The sequence below is a fragment of the Sulfitobacter sp. D7 genome (assembly GCF_003611275.1).
GTDB classification, from domain to species: Bacteria; Pseudomonadota; Alphaproteobacteria; order Rhodobacterales; family Rhodobacteraceae; genus Sulfitobacter; species Sulfitobacter profundi.
On the sequence record NZ_CP020698.1, the window covers coordinates 17,570 to 31,142 of the forward strand.

16 protein-coding genes and 1 pseudogene are annotated in these 13,573 nt (G+C 61.0%); 8 read left to right on the forward strand and 9 right to left on the reverse strand.

The window, feature by feature from the left end:
* Positions 1 to 52: 52 nt before the first annotated feature.
* On the reverse strand, positions 53 to 496 hold the full coding sequence (locus B5M07_RS18625; protein ID WP_120352572.1) for a DoxX family protein: 444 nt from the start codon (positions 494 to 496) through the stop codon (positions 53 to 55).
* A 29-nt stretch (positions 497 to 525) separates the two neighbouring features.
* Positions 526 to 1,104, reverse strand: a complete 579-nt coding sequence (locus B5M07_RS18630; RefSeq protein WP_120352573.1) for an NADPH-dependent F420 reductase — start codon at positions 1,102 to 1,104, stop codon at positions 526 to 528.
* A 127-nt stretch (positions 1,105 to 1,231) separates the two neighbouring features.
* Between B5M07_RS18630 and B5M07_RS18635 the strand changes: the two genes are divergently transcribed.
* Positions 1,232 to 2,128, forward strand: coding sequence for a LysR family transcriptional regulator (locus B5M07_RS18635; RefSeq protein WP_120352574.1), 897 nt, complete (start codon positions 1,232 to 1,234; stop codon positions 2,126 to 2,128).
* A gap of 12 nt (positions 2,129 to 2,140) precedes the next feature.
* Here B5M07_RS18635 and B5M07_RS18640 read toward each other — a convergent pair.
* A pseudogene (locus B5M07_RS18640) lies at positions 2,141 to 2,325 on the reverse strand (transposase); the annotation flags it as partial.
* 52 nt (positions 2,326 to 2,377) lie between these two features.
* Entirely contained in the window at positions 2,378 to 2,770 is a 393-nt protein-coding gene (locus B5M07_RS18645; protein ID WP_120352575.1) for a hypothetical protein, read from the reverse strand.
* Positions 2,771 to 3,132: 362 nt separating this feature from the next.
* Between B5M07_RS18645 and repC the strand changes: the two genes are divergently transcribed.
* Entirely contained in the window at positions 3,133 to 3,438 is a 306-nt protein-coding gene (gene repC / locus B5M07_RS18650) for a replication initiation protein RepC (RefSeq protein WP_254694026.1), read from the forward strand.
* 302 nt (positions 3,439 to 3,740) lie between these two features.
* Positions 3,741 to 4,247, forward strand: a complete 507-nt coding sequence (locus tag B5M07_RS18655; RefSeq protein WP_254694024.1) for a hypothetical protein — start codon at positions 3,741 to 3,743, stop codon at positions 4,245 to 4,247.
* On the opposite strand, the gene B5M07_RS18660 is transcribed toward B5M07_RS18655, so the two are convergent.
* Positions 4,193 to 4,873 carry an IS6 family transposase gene (locus B5M07_RS18660; protein ID WP_120352576.1) on the reverse strand — a complete coding sequence of 227 codons (681 nt, stop codon included), beginning with the start codon at positions 4,871 to 4,873 and terminating at the stop codon, positions 4,193 to 4,195. The two genes, B5M07_RS18655 and B5M07_RS18660, sit on opposite strands and share 55 nt — an antisense overlap.
* Before the next feature lie 102 nt (positions 4,874 to 4,975).
* On the opposite strand from B5M07_RS18660, the gene tsdA reads away from it, so the two are divergent.
* The 3 genes from tsdA to B5M07_RS18675 are packed head-to-tail and all read left to right on the forward strand — an operon-like array spanning position 4,976 to position 7,885.
* On the forward strand, positions 4,976 to 5,962 hold the full coding sequence (gene tsdA, locus B5M07_RS18665; RefSeq protein ID WP_120352577.1) for a gamma-resorcylate decarboxylase: 987 nt from the start codon (positions 4,976 to 4,978) through the stop codon (positions 5,960 to 5,962).
* 1 nt (position 5,963) lies between these two features.
* Positions 5,964 to 7,046: a maleylacetate reductase gene (locus B5M07_RS18670; RefSeq protein ID WP_120352578.1), complete on the forward strand. Its 1,083-nt coding sequence runs from the start codon at positions 5,964 to 5,966 to the stop codon at positions 7,044 to 7,046.
* Positions 7,043 to 7,885 carry a dioxygenase family protein gene (locus B5M07_RS18675; RefSeq protein ID WP_120352579.1) on the forward strand — a complete coding sequence of 281 codons (843 nt, stop codon included), beginning with the start codon at positions 7,043 to 7,045 and terminating at the stop codon, positions 7,883 to 7,885. Before B5M07_RS18670 ends, B5M07_RS18675 begins: the two co-directional genes overlap by 4 nt.
* A gap of 15 nt (positions 7,886 to 7,900) precedes the next feature.
* Here B5M07_RS18675 and B5M07_RS18680 read toward each other — a convergent pair whose 3' ends face one another.
* From B5M07_RS18680 to B5M07_RS18690, 3 genes are all read right to left on the reverse strand, one after another.
* Positions 7,901 to 8,761: an alpha/beta fold hydrolase gene (locus tag B5M07_RS18680; protein ID WP_120352580.1), complete on the reverse strand. Its 861-nt coding sequence runs from the start codon at positions 8,759 to 8,761 to the stop codon at positions 7,901 to 7,903.
* A 69-nt stretch (positions 8,762 to 8,830) separates the two neighbouring features.
* The gene (locus tag B5M07_RS18685; RefSeq protein ID WP_254694025.1) at positions 8,831 to 10,339 is read right to left on the reverse strand and encodes a GMC family oxidoreductase; all 1,509 of its coding nucleotides are present in this window, start codon (positions 10,337 to 10,339) and stop codon (positions 8,831 to 8,833) included.
* Between the two features lie 75 nt (positions 10,340 to 10,414).
* Positions 10,415 to 11,107, reverse strand: a complete 693-nt coding sequence (locus tag B5M07_RS18690) for an IS6 family transposase (RefSeq protein ID WP_120352532.1) — start codon at positions 11,105 to 11,107, stop codon at positions 10,415 to 10,417.
* A 50-nt stretch (positions 11,108 to 11,157) separates the two neighbouring features.
* Here B5M07_RS18690 and B5M07_RS18695 point away from each other — a divergent pair, with 50 nt between their 5' ends.
* On the forward strand, positions 11,158 to 11,394 hold the full coding sequence (locus B5M07_RS18695) for a hypothetical protein (RefSeq protein ID WP_120352582.1): 237 nt from the start codon (positions 11,158 to 11,160) through the stop codon (positions 11,392 to 11,394).
* A 15-nt stretch (positions 11,395 to 11,409) separates the two neighbouring features.
* Here B5M07_RS18695 and B5M07_RS18700 read toward each other — a convergent pair whose 3' ends face one another.
* On the reverse strand, positions 11,410 to 12,222 hold the full coding sequence (locus B5M07_RS18700; RefSeq protein ID WP_120352583.1) for an ABC transporter permease: 813 nt from the start codon (positions 12,220 to 12,222) through the stop codon (positions 11,410 to 11,412).
* A gap of 91 nt (positions 12,223 to 12,313) precedes the next feature.
* Here B5M07_RS18700 and B5M07_RS18705 point away from each other — a divergent pair, with 91 nt between their 5' ends.
* Positions 12,314 to 13,561 (forward strand): sugar transporter, encoded by a 1,248-nt coding sequence (locus B5M07_RS18705; RefSeq protein WP_120352584.1) that lies wholly within the window; start codon positions 12,314 to 12,316, stop codon positions 13,559 to 13,561.
* Positions 13,562 to 13,573 lie beyond the last annotated feature (12 nt).

A 13,573-nucleotide genomic window follows, 5' to 3' on the forward strand; every position in this document is an offset into this window, starting at 1 on the left:
CTTTGCGGAAGCGTGCGGGGCTGATTGCCCCGCACCATGAGGACGGATCGGATCAGGTCCGGCTGCGCTTGAGTGCATAGGCGCCGTCGCCCAGCAGGGCCTGCACGACCAGTGTGATCGCCCAAAAAGCCGGATACTCCCAGCCGCCGCCTTCATTCGAGAAGAAGAAGCCGGCCGCGCCATGCGGCGCGTAGATCGAGCCGAGCAGGACCGGCACCAGAGCGAGCGACACCCAGCGGCTCCAGACGCCGAGGATCAGCGCCACGCCGCCGGCAAGCTCCGCCGCCATCACGAGATAGGCAAGCGCACCCGGAAAGCCGAGGCTTTCGAAGAAGGCGGCGGTTCCAGCCGGCGTGAAGATCGCCAGTTTCAGCCAGCCATGGGCTATGAACAGTATTCCCAGAGTCACGCGCAGGATTGTGGCTGCCAGATCGGCATTTGCCACGCCGGGGATCACCGGCGATTGGGGGGCGTTTTGAAGGTTTGCGTTGGACATTGTCTTTTTCCTTTGTTCGGGAGGTTGGGTCAGGCGGCAAACTGCCAGCGCGGCGCGATCTCGGTGCCTTTTCCATGCACATAGCCGAACTGGATATTCAGGAAGCCGAGCGGCTCCAGCTGCCGGGCGGTGGACAGGGGGCCGGCATCGACCGGCTCGAATCCGGCCTCTGCGGCCAGCGTATTCACGGTGTCGCGCGCCGTCTCGTCGTCGGCGGCGACAAAGGTCTGCAATGGCTGACCGTCCAGCTTGAGATCCCCGGCATAGTGCTGGGCGAAGATCGTGTTGAAGGCCTTCACGACGAACGCTCCCGGAACGAGCGCAGCGATCGCCTCGGCGGCCGACGTGGTGGTGCCGAGTTGCAGGGCCGAGAAATCCTCGGTGACGGGGTTGGACACATCGATGACGATCTTGCCGGTGAAATCTGCCTGCTCTGCGAGTTCGGCAGCCGCCCCATAGGGCGTCGCGAGAATAACGATATCGGCCTCATTCACGGCGTTTGCCACATCGTCGGCGCGGCCAAAGGTCCCGACCTGATGTTGCGTTTTGCTCAGGACATTTGCCAGACCGGATCCGACATTGCCGTTGCCAATGATTGCGATTTTCATGACTTGTTCCTTTCAGGGCGCGCCTTCAGGCGCTGTTTGATCTGTCAGGAAAATACGCCTTGTCTTTAGTCAATGAAATGGCGAATATATGGAATGACTATCTACGAAATGTTCCAAGTTATTTACCATGGATATCGTCGATGAACTCCGGGCCTTCGTGGCCACCGCGCAGACTGGTTCGTTCACCGCAGCGGCCCATCAGTTGGGCGTGTCGAACCGGCTGACGTCCAAATATGTGGCTGCGCTCGAGCAACGCCTTGGCGCCCGCCTGCTGCAGCGGACCACCCGCAAGGTGGGGCTGACACCGGCGGGTGAGGACCTGATTGCGCGGGCGCCCGCACTGCTCGATGATCTAGATGAGCTGCTCGGCAGCGTTGCCGAAGGATCGCGCGGCCTGACCGGCGTCATTCGCATCTCGGCTCCTGTAACCTTCGGCGAAGTCTACGTCACGGGGATGCTGGCACGGTTTGCCCGACAAAACCCGGATCTTACACTCGATTTGCGGCTCGATGACCGCTATGTCGATCTGGCCAGCGACGGCTTCGACCTGGCTTTTCGCATCGGCCGGTCCGACATGCTGTCACTCAAGACGCTCAGGCTTGGCACCTTCAGCAGCCTTCTGGTGGCCAGCCCGGACTATGTCCGAGCACACGGAAAGCCCGGCTCACCCGAGGAACTGGCTGACCATACCTGTATAGTGGACACCAACCGGCGGGTTCCGCACAGATGGATCTTCGTCAGGAACGGGGTCGAGACAAATGTTCAGATCCACGGGCGGTTCCAGGTCAACTCCGCGCGCGCGGCCATGGATCTGGCCATCGGCGGCCTTGGGATCGCCAACATTCCGCGCTTCGCCCTGAGCAACGCCATCGAGACCGGATCGTTGGTCCCCTTGCTGGAGGAGTTCGGAGGCGACAGCGGTCCTGTCAGCGCGGCCTATCTCGAGGGCCGGGCCTTGCCCCGCAAGATCCGCGCACTGATCGACTTCGCCGCCGAGGATATTCGGTCTACCACGACCCACTAGAGCATCGAGCCTTTAACTTGATCCATTTCCTGCTTCGCAGAAGTAATTCCAGCATTCAGGCGGTGTGAACAGATCGCAGACTCCGCGAATGCGTCGAAAATCTGGTAGAATGTTCTGGCCCCTGTCCGTCGCAAGTGCGCCTTGAGTTTCGAGAGCGCCATTTCGATTGGGTTCAAGTCGGGTGAGTACGGCGGCAGATTGTCAATCTGCATCAAAACTGGGTTAGAGCCGATCATCAATGCCGACGGCTCAGTTTGTGAAGGCATCGATAAGGTTGATGACGGACAGGATCTTTCTGGTGTCACGATCAACCCGATAGGCCCGGTTGCCCTCGCGATAATAGCGCCAATCGTCACGCGGTTCTAGATTTAGCCTACGGGGATCGCGGATAACCACGTAGTCACCGATGCGAAGGACATCCCCGATTCTAGAGCCGTAGTGATCATAGGACTTGCGTGCCTGCCCCGGCGGCACACAGGGCGGGTTCTTTTTTGCAAGTCCCGGCGGGCAATGTCCTGCAAATCCGTTGTGGTGATCGCCGCGCGCCTTGCCCTTGCCGTGCCCAGGGTCTGCCGATGCAGGCACGGCGGCCATCGATACGGCTGCAATCGCCATTACGGCCAGTGTTCGAGAAAATCTCATAGCTCGCTCCGCTTCAAGTGTTGCCGGATAGATAGTGCTGAGCGCGACAGAAGTCAGGCATAACGAACATCACCAGGCCATAATGCGGCAGAAACGGCGGTCTTCCGCCTGCCTCGTTGCCGCCTGCGAACAAGGCCAGGATGGCTTGATAAACCTGCCCGGCCCGGCTTTGAGCTAAGTCAGTTTCGCACTCGGCATGATGCGGGCTGGCTGGTACGTGGCGCTCGCGGCCTTAATCGCTTATCTCGGTGCGGTGCTGGAGCCGAAACCCAATAGCGTGTCCGGTGCAATCATCATGCTTCTTGCGTTGTTCCTGCCTGGCTTTGCGCGAGAACAGGACCGCGCTTGATCTGCCGACAAGCATGCAGGCGTGTCCCGAGTTCGCGTCTTGGGCGCGCAACACGGGCGGATTTTTCAAGGATTGGGGTGATCTGCATCGGGTTGCTGAACCACTCAGGCCGATGGTGGGAATTTCGGAGCATGCCTGGAACGTGGCGCAGGAGCCAATGGGCACACAGGTGGCAACGGTGGCGTTTGCGCTCGTGTTCGAAAAGCATGGCACGGGTGAGGTTGCTTCGCCGGGCGGATATCTGCGCGGCGTGGTCGAGAAGGCGGGGGGCAAGAGATCTGCACCTCGAATACTGCTTCTATTGCAGACTTGGCGGTAAGGCAACGTGAGGCTTCAAGATTGAAAAATGCACCGTGTTCAGAGTTGTAAGCAGGTCTTCAGGGAGATTTCTGCCTATATGCGTTGACGATCTTGCCTGCCGATCTGAATTGGCTGTGCCAAATCAAAGGTGTCTGGAGACGACACGGTGTTGAGCATTTTGTTGAGGGCCCGTTGGTTTTGAGAAGGACAGGGTCCGTACCCAGGAAAAGTGAAAGTGTTCTTTGGGTTTTGTGACTGACGGATGAGGGCCTTTGGGGTCCCTCAGATGGGTCCGGGCCGGGTTCCGGTCTGCCGTTCCTGATGGAGGGCCTTCCCATGCAAACAGGTGTCTTGCGCGTGTTGCGCGCAACCGCTGCCTCCTGGTGGCGGCATCGAGAGCTTCGCCGAACCGGTCAGCTGGGGCTGGCGAAGCGGCTCGAAAGCGAGACCGTCATGCGTGATCTCGGCCATCTCAGACAGGCGGCGACTTTGCCAAACGCGCATGTGATCTGCGGAGAGGGTGGGACGTTCCTCCATCTCGGTTGGACCACCGTGTCGACCTTTGCGCCGATCGAGCGCTTTCCCTTGGCCACTCTTGCGGTCGCACGCGGCACGCCATTCATCGATATCCGACCCGTCACCGATGTCATCACCTTCGCGAACCTGCCGCGGGTGGCGCGGGACGGATCGGTCGACCCTGACTCTTCGGGTCCCGGCAAGGGTTTTGTCGCAACTTTCAACCTTGGGCGGAAGAAACCTTTGATCGCTTTCATTTACGTGGCGAGTTCCGCGAACTGGGCAAAGGGACAGAGTCCGGATGTGATCTGACCTTTGCGGATCATGTTCGCGACCTCGATGCCCTCGAGCGTGGCGGAGGCCGACGCGAAGGACTTGAAGCCAAGCATCGGTCGGATCCGTTTCTTGATCGAACGGTGGTCCTGCTCGACCATGTTATTGAGGTATTTGATCCTGACCATCTCGATCGGGATCCGGCAGCCGAACGACTTTAGCATTCGGTTGATTGCGGTTATCCCCGCCGTGTTCGCCCCGCTTCGGTCTATCACAATCTTACGCGGCAGGCCGTTCACCTCCAAGGCTCGGGCGAAGAATTTTGTCGCTGCCGACTTGTTGCGCCGCTTCGACAGCATGAAATCAACCGTTTTGCCGAGCTTGTCGACGGCGCGGTAAAGGTAGACCCACGCGCCTTTCACTTTGATGTAAGTCTCGTCCATGCGCCAGGATCGGTCGACAGGCGCCTTCCGACGCCGGGCTGTATTTGCGATCAAAGGCGAGTACCTCGCGACCCAGCGATTGAGGGTGGCGTGATCCACGCTCACGCCTCTCTCGGCCATGATCTCCTCCAAGTCCCGATAGGACACCGCGTAGCGGACATAGAAAAACACGGCGAAGAGGATCACCTCTCTCGGAAACTGCGCACCCTTAAACGAGATCATCTTGCGTCCTCCAAATACGCGATGCTGGAAGCTAGAACCCTCATTCCTTCAGGACACTTCGGTCAAGAACCAAAGTTTGCGACAGAACCCGGAGGACATATCATGCAGGGTAAAATCGCACTCGAAGAGCACTTCGCCATTCCCGAGACGCTTGAGGATAGCGCGGGCTTCGTGCCCGGCAGCTATTGGGACGAATTGCAGCATCGGCTGCTCGACATTCAGGACACGCGCCTTGGCCTGATGGACAAACACGGGATCGAGACGATGATCCTGTCGCTCAATGCCCCCGCGGTGCAAGCGATCACCGACCGCAAGAAGGCGATCGAGATTTCCAAACGCGCCAACGACGTGCTGGCCGAGGAATGCGCGAAACGTCCGGACCGCTTCCGCGCCTTTGCCGCGCTGCCGCTTCAGGACCCGGAGGCCGCCGCCGAGGAGTTGAACCGCTGCGTCAAGGATCTGGGATTCGTGGGCGCACTGGTGAACGGGTTTTCGCAGGACGCCGAACAGGGGGAGGGGCAGGAGCTTCTCTATTACGACCTGCCGCAATACCGGAGCTTCTGGGCCGAGGTCGCGAAACTCGACGTGCCCTTCTACCTCCATCCCCGCAACCCGCTGCCGCAGGACAGCCGGATTTACGAGGGCCACCCGTGGCTCATGGGGCCGACGTGGGCCTTTGCACAGGAGACCGCCGTTCACGCCCTGCGCCTGATGGGATCGGGCCTCTTCGACGAGCACCCCTCGCTCCAGATCATTCTGGGCCACATGGGGGAGGGCATTCCCTACATGTTGTGGCGGATCGACCACCGGAACGCGTGGGTCAAACTGCCGCCGAAGCATCCGGCGAAACGCAAATTCGTGGATTACTTCAACGAGAACTTCCACATCACCACATCGGGCAATTTCCGCACCCAGACGCTGATCGATGCAATTCTGGAGGTGGGCGCGGATCGCATCATGTTCTCGACCGATTGGCCGTTCGAGAATGTGGATCACGCCGCCGATTGGTTCGATGCCGCCTCGATCTCGGAACCCGACCGAGTGAAGATCGGGCGCACCAACGCGGCGAAGCTCTTCGGGCTGGACTGAGATGTCTCGGTTCTTCGCAGGGTTTCAGCCGGGGGACCCCCCGGTTTCGGTCCGCTTCGGCGTCGGCACGCGTCACGATCTGACGCCGGAGTTGGAGGCGCTCGGGGTGACCCGGGCGCTGATCCTGACCACGCCGGAGCAGGCGGACGCGGGCGCGGCGCTGACACAGGACATGGGCGCGGTAGCGGTCGGCGCGTTCAACGGGGCCGCGATGCATACGCCCGTCACGGTCACGCAGGAGGCAATGGCGGTGCTGTCGGGTTGCAAGGCCGACGGGATCGTCGCGATTGGCGGCGGGTCGACCATCGGGCTGGCAAAGGCGCTCGCCTATCGGAGCGATCTGCCGCAGATCGTGCTGCCCACGACCTATGCCGGGTCCGAGGCGACCCCGGTTCTGGGCCAGACGGAGAACGGGGAGAAGACCACTTTTGCCTCGCCGAAGGTTCAGCCGGAGGCCATCGTCTATGACCCCGATCTGGTGGCGAGCCTGCCGGTCGGATTGACCGTGACCTCCGCGCTCAACGCCATGGCCCATGCGGTCGAGGCGCTCTATGCGCGCGATGCCAACCCCCTGTCCTCGGCCCTCGCGATGGAGGGGCTGCGCGCGTTTCACGGCGCGTTGCCGGGGGTTATCAGCGACCCTGAGGATCGCGCCACGCGCGAGGCGACGCAATTCGGCGCATGGCTGTGCGGGACGGTGTTGGCGCAGGTGGGCATGTCGCTTCACCACAAGCTTTGTCACACGCTCGGCGGGTCATTGGGCCTGCCACATGCGGACACCCACGCGATCCTGTTGCCCCATGCGATGGCCTATAACGAGCCTGCGACCCCCGCGCTCGCCCCGGTCGCGGGGCTGTTTGGCTCCGACACGGCGGCGGGGGGCCTGTGGGATTTCGCGCAGTCGCTCGGCGCGCCTTTGCGTCTACGGGACCTTGGCGTCACCGAAGCGGACCTTGACCGGGTGGCCGAGGCCGCCGTCGCGAAACCCTATCCCAATCCCCGTGACCTGACCCGCGCGGGCATTCGGGAGATGTTACAAGGCGCCCTCGACGGGACGCGCCCCAACGCAGGAGATCACAGATGACCGGATTTTTCAGCGAGGATACCTCGGTCGAGACCGTCAACGCCCGGATGGGCGCGGACATCGACCCAAGGATGGCGGAGGTGTTCGCTGCCGTCATCAAGCACACCCATGCGTTGGTCAAGGAGATCGGCCTCACGCAAGCCGAGTGGGAACAGGTCATCGGGTTCCTGACCGCCACCGGGCAAATCTGTTCCGACGAGCGGCAGGAGTTCATTCTCCTCTCCGATGTCATGGGCCTGTCCATGCTGGTCGATGCGATCAACAACCGACGGCCCGAGGCGGCGACGGAGAACACCGTGCTCGGCCCCTTTCACGTCGCGGGTGCGCCGGAGCGGGCGATGGGCGAGACCATATCGCTCGACGGTAAGGGCGAAAGCTGCCTGTTCGAGGGACGTGTGCTGGACCTCGACGGGCAGCCGATCGAAGGTGCGCGGATCGACGTGTGGTCGGACAACGCGGATGGGTTTTACGACGTGCAGCAGCCGGAGGTTCAGCCCAAGTGGAACAATCGCGGCGTGTTCACCACCGGCGCGGATGGTGCCTATGCGTTCCGGGGGATCAAGCCGGTGAGCTATCCGATCCCCGATGACGGGCCGGTCGGCAAGCTCCTTGCCGCACTCGGGCGTCATCCGTATCGGCCTGCGCATATCCATTTCATCGTCACCGCGCCGGGGTTCGACACGCTGGTCACGCATACCTTCGCGGGCGAGGACGACTACCTCACGTCCGACGCCGTTTTTGGCGTGAAACAGAGCCTTGTCGCCCCATACGAGCGGCGCGAGGATGGGGCAGAGACCACGTGGCGGTCGCCGTTTGATTTCAGTCTGACGCGGGTGTGAGCACGGGGCGCGCGCTTAGGCAGGCTCGGACAGCTTCGCGTCCTGCGCTTGGACAAAGGCCGAAAGCTCGGCGTTGAAGCGGTCTTTGTGCTCCAGTTGAGGGAAGTGACCGCAGGCGGGATAGACCGTAACGCCCGCCTCTGGAAGCCGTTCGGTGACGAAGGCTGCATGGCGCGGGGAGATGAAGGTGTCGTTCTCGCCCCAGATGCTGTGGAGCGGTTGGCGCAGTTCGTGCAGCCAGCCGTGGATGTCCGAGATCGCGGCGCGGCGAAACCCCGATAGCCCGACGAAGCCACGCAGGGTTTTCAGGAATGCGCGGTGGTTGCCTGGGCGTTTGCCGAAGGCGACCCGCTCGGCGATCATGTCCGAGGTGACGAGGCTGTCGTCATGGATCGCATCGCGCATGAGCATCCGCGTGCCCATCGGGTTGGGGTAGGTGAGCAGTTCGCCCAAGCCCGGAAGCGTCGACAGGCGGAACATGATGTTGGTGTCGAAGCCGATCCCCGCCGGGGCGACCAAGGTGATGGAGGCGACGCGCTCCGGCGCGATCCGGGCGAGGCTGAGCGTCAGGCGACCGCCGAGCGAATGGCCGACCACATGCGCCCGGTCCAGCCCGACCGCCTCCATGAAGGCCGCGAGAAACCGCGATTGGTTTTCGAGCGAATAGTCGAAGTCAGCGCGGGCTTCGCTCATCCCGCAGCCGGGCAGATCGACGGCCCAGACGCGGGCCGTGTCAGACAGGGGCCCGAGGTTCGCGCTCCAATCCTCGATGGAGGACGAAATGCCGTGGACCAGCAGGATGTCCGGCCCGGTGTCGCCGCGCTGTTGATAGCGGATGTTCAGGCCCATAACGGAAATGTATGTGTCAAAGCTCATAACGAAATCTCCCCACCGTGATCTTAGGCGAAATCCGCGCCCGGAGAAGCCCCGGACGCGGATATGTCCTCAGCCGATCAGGATGTCGGCCATGCGCTCGCCGATGATGACGGTCGAGGCCATGGTGTTCCCGGTCGAGACGCGCGGCATGGCCGAGGCGTCGGCGATCGACAGTTTCTCGATCCCGTAGACCGAGAGCGACCCATTCACGACCGACATCTCGTCGGTGCCCATTTTACAGGTGCAGCTTTCGTGGAAGTAGGTGCCGGCCGCGTTGCGGGCGAAGTCCTTGAGGTCCTCGCCCGACAACGCTCCCGGCATCACCTCGCGCTTCACGAACTCGGCCATCGGGGAGGAGTTTCCGATTTCGCGGCACAGTTCGATACAGCGGGTGAGCGCGGTGAGATCGGCCTCTTCCTTCAGGAAGCCGCCGTCGATGGAGACGGGATCCTCGGGGTTCGCGCCGGTGAGTTTGACCTCGCCCGTCGATTGCGGACGCACGATGCCCGGTGCGATGGTCCATGTCCCTGCGGGCACCTCGTAGGCGCCGCCGTGAACCTCGGAAACATAAGGCACCTCGATCTGGAAGGGCTGCAAATCCGGGGTGTCCAGACTGCTGTCCGATTTCCAGAAGAAGGTGGCCTCCGCCGCCGAGTTCTTGGGCGGGAGCGGGGTGTTGTATTCCCAGACGCAGCCAGCGGCGAGGATGTGGTCCTGAAAATTCTGGCCGACACCGGGCAGGTCGTGTTTCACCTCGACCCCGACTTCGCCCAGATGCGCCGCCGGACCGATCCCCGATTGCATCAGGATCTTGGGCGTGTTGATCGCGCCAGCCGACAGCACCACACGCTCGTTCGCGCCGACGGTCATGACCTCGCCGTCTTTCTCGAAGGTGACGCCGGTCACGGTGGTCCCGTCCAATTCGATCCGGTGAACGGTGGCCCCGGTCAAAAGCGTGATATTGGGCTGCTTTAGGGTCTCCCACAGGTAGTCCGAGGGGATGTTGCGGCGCATGCCGTCCTTGATCCGGACGTTGGCGAGGGCGGCGCCGCCTTCGCCTTCCATCATCTCGCCGTTCATGTCGTCATAGGCGGGGATGCCCACGGTTCCACAGGCGTCGAGGAAGGCGGGCGCGATGGGGTTCGGGTCCTGCACCTGATCGACGAACAGCCGCCCGTCGGTGCCGCGCCGGGTGTCGTCGGGGGTGCCCTGCCAGTTTTCGATCCGTTTGTAGATCTCCAAGACGTTCTCGTAATTCCACGCCTCGTCCCCGGTCTCGGACGCCCAGAAGTCAAAGTCGTTCTTGTGCCCGCGCGCCCAGATCATCACGTTGATCGAGGACCCGCCGCCCACGACCTTGCCCATCGGTAGGATCAGCGAGCGACCGTTCACCTTGTCGGACGGCTCGGCCATATAGCCCCAATCGCGTTCGGACATGATGTTGGTGGACCACATCAGCGGGTTCAGAACCGCGTCGATCTGGTCCGTGCCGCCCGCTTCGAGCACGAGCACGTTGGCGTCGGTTTCCGCCGCCAGCCGCCCGGCGACGACCGCGCCGCCCGAGCCGGAGCCGATCACGATGTAGTCGTAGCTGTCTTGCAGGCGTTGTCAACTTAACTCGCTGGCGCCGAGGAAATGGCCTGTTTTAGAGCGTCAGATGCTCGCGGCGCCCTTCCAAGCGTCGAAGGCTTCGATTCGATGATAGCGTGTTGCGTTTGCGGAACGGCGGCTGGCGGGAACTGAGAAACGGTTTCGGACGGCAGTGTGGCAGGCTACAAACCGTTGCAACCCGCCCGGAGAGCGAAATCCTTGCATGCAACGCTCTCGTTTTCGAAACGGTAGATGGCTGTTTTCCGCCCTGTTGTTCAAGCCCTTGTGGGAACGATGTTCGAGACCGGATGCGACTTCACGTTTGGCCGCTCCGTAGGATCGCAGCTTGTCTGTGACGATCCGTTTGGGCAAGCCAAACCGCTTGATCAGCGCCTTCAAAAGACGCTTTGCGGCACGCTTGTCGCGTCTGGATTGCAGGATTTCCTCCAGAACAAGCCCGTTCTGATCGACCGCGCGCCAGAGCCAGAACTTCCGCCCCGATATCGTTACCACAACCTCATCGAGATGCCAGATATCGCCGGGACGGGCCTGGCGTCGACGCAAATTCCGGGCAATTTGAGGGGCAAATTTCGCCGCCCAACGCCGGATCGTCTCATAGGAAACGTCGACGCCACGGTTCAGGAGCATTTCCTCGACCTCGCGTAGGGAGAGGTTGAAACGCACATAAAGCCAAACCGCGTGCGTGATGATCTCTGGCGGAAAACGGTGGCGCTTGTAGCTGACAGTCGTACTCATGCGTAGCAACTACGAAAAATATCCAACGCTGCCAACGGACCCGTGTTAACGTGACAATTCCCTATTATTACACGCGCAACCTGGTGATGGTGTACCGTCTGGCCGCGGGCTGGCTGTTCTGGCCGATCCTGCCGCTGATCTCGCTGAAATGGTTCCTTAAGCTGCGCCATTACGAGGGCGCGCGCTGGCGATATCTGGGGCTGTTTGGCCGTGCGTTGCGCGACGGGTTGTTGCGGCGCACGAAGGTCAGCCACGAGCGGGTAAAAGCCTGGGCGAGCGAAAACTGAAGCAGCCGCCGCCCGTCAGCCGTTGTTGAGAATATCGCGATGATGTCGCCCCATCAGCACGACCCCCAAGAAGAGACAGACCAAAGAGACAGTCAGCACATAGGTCGCGCTGATATAATCCCCGCGATAGGTCGGGTAGAAACCTTGTCGCATCAGCCCAGTCACATGCACAAGCGGGTTGTACCAAAGGATATCTTGGGCAAAGGCGGGCATGTCATCATAGAGAAAAATAACCCCCGAGATCAGAAAAAGGGGCCGGGTGACGATAGACCAAACCTGCATCCAGACCGGGAAGAGACCAAAGATCACACAGTTCAACATGCCCACGCCCAACCCAGTCAAGATCGCAAGCCCTAAGGACAGTAAGATCGGGCCGATGTCGATCAAAACACTCGCTTCGATGACGCTTAGAATGCCGGTAATCAAAAGCAACATCGCCAGCACATCAGTAAGGGAATTCAGCACGAAACGCGCGATGACTGCATCTACCCACGTTACAGCAGGATAGAACAGCAAAGCACGCGAGAAGTTAATGCTGCGTGCCACGTTGTTAGACAGGTTCTGATAGATTTGGAATGGCAAGAAGCCGGTTGCGAAGAACAACACGAAACTATTGCCCAAAGGCGGGGAGCGCACAATGATTGCCATGCCGACCGACAGGATAATCACCCCGCCGAGCGGCTCTAACAATGCCCAAGCATAGCCGCCGGGGGAGCGGCCATAGCGTGTAGCCATCTCGCGGATCATCAGCGCCATCACGGCGCGCAACGTAGCAAAGCGCCGGTTCACGCCGCTGCCGGGGCCGGGTTGCTGGGCGGGGAGAGACATGGCGCGGACGCATCCTATGCTGGTAATCCAAGATCCCATTATGTAAGAGTAAGAGGTGGAATTCAAACTGACTTTGGCCGGATGACCCTTCATGAATGACGCCTCTCCCGGTGCTGCAAAGCCCGCGTCCGAGCCCCAGAAGCCCAGCAAGCCCGCACCTCAGGAAAAGTCTGAGGTCGCTAAACCTGCAGCCTCCGAACCTAAGGTCAATGCCACGGTGCCGCCCGCTGCGATGAAACGTCGCCACTGGGGGCTGATCGGGTCTTTCCTACTGATCGTAATGATGCCCCTTATGGCAGTCGTGCTCTATATGTGGATGGTGGCGGTTGACCAATATAGCTCCGTTACAGGTTTCACCGTGCGCCAAGAAGAGGGCGGCGGCGCATCGGAACTTCTTGGCGGGCTCGCGGCGCTCACAGGCTCTACAGCGTCGGCTGACAGTGATATCCTGTATGAATTCATCCAAAGTCAGGCGCTTATCCAAGCAATTGATACCCGTCTTGATCTGCGTGGGCACTATTCTGCCCTGTGGAAAAAAGATCCGGCTTTCGCACTTTGGCCCGAGGCAAGCACCGAGGATCTAGAATGGTATTGGCAACGGATCGTACGCATTTCGCAATCGTCGGGATTGATCGAAGTGCGGGTTCTGGCCTTTGATCCAGAGATGGCGCAGGCCATCGCTCAGGCAATCTTGGAAGAGAGCCAGTCGATGATCAACGCGCTGAACAATCAAGCGCGTGAAGATGCGATGCGCTATGCCCGTGAAGACCTGGAAGAGGCTGTGCTTCGGCTCAAGGCGGCGCGCGAAACCCTGACTGCTTTCCGCACCCGCACCCAGATCGTCGACCCAGAGGCCGATATCCAAGGTCGCATGGGGGTGATGAACAACTTGCAGCAACAGCTGGCTGAAGCGCTGATTGAACTGGACCTGCTGCGCGAGACCACCAATGACGGCGACCCCCGGTTGGTCCAGGCGCGGCGTCGGATCGAGGTGATCCGTGACCGTATCGCCGATGAACGGCGCACCTTTGTCAGTGACACCACCGAAAATGGCGCTGTGGGGGAAGATTATCCCAGTTTGATCGCAGAGTTCGAAGGCTTGATGGTGGATCGTGAATTCGCCGAAGGAACCTATCGCGCCTCGCTTGCCGCCTTGGATTTGGCGCGGACCAAAGCCGCTCGTCAGAGCCGCTATTTAGCGACCTATGTGACCCCGACACTCGCACAAACAAGTGAATTCCCTCAGCGTTTCACCATTGCCGGGGTGGTTGGGTTGTTCTTATTGCTCAGCTGGTCGGTGATCGTTCTGGTCTATTACTCGATCCGCGACCGCAGTTGAGCGGGCAGGGGG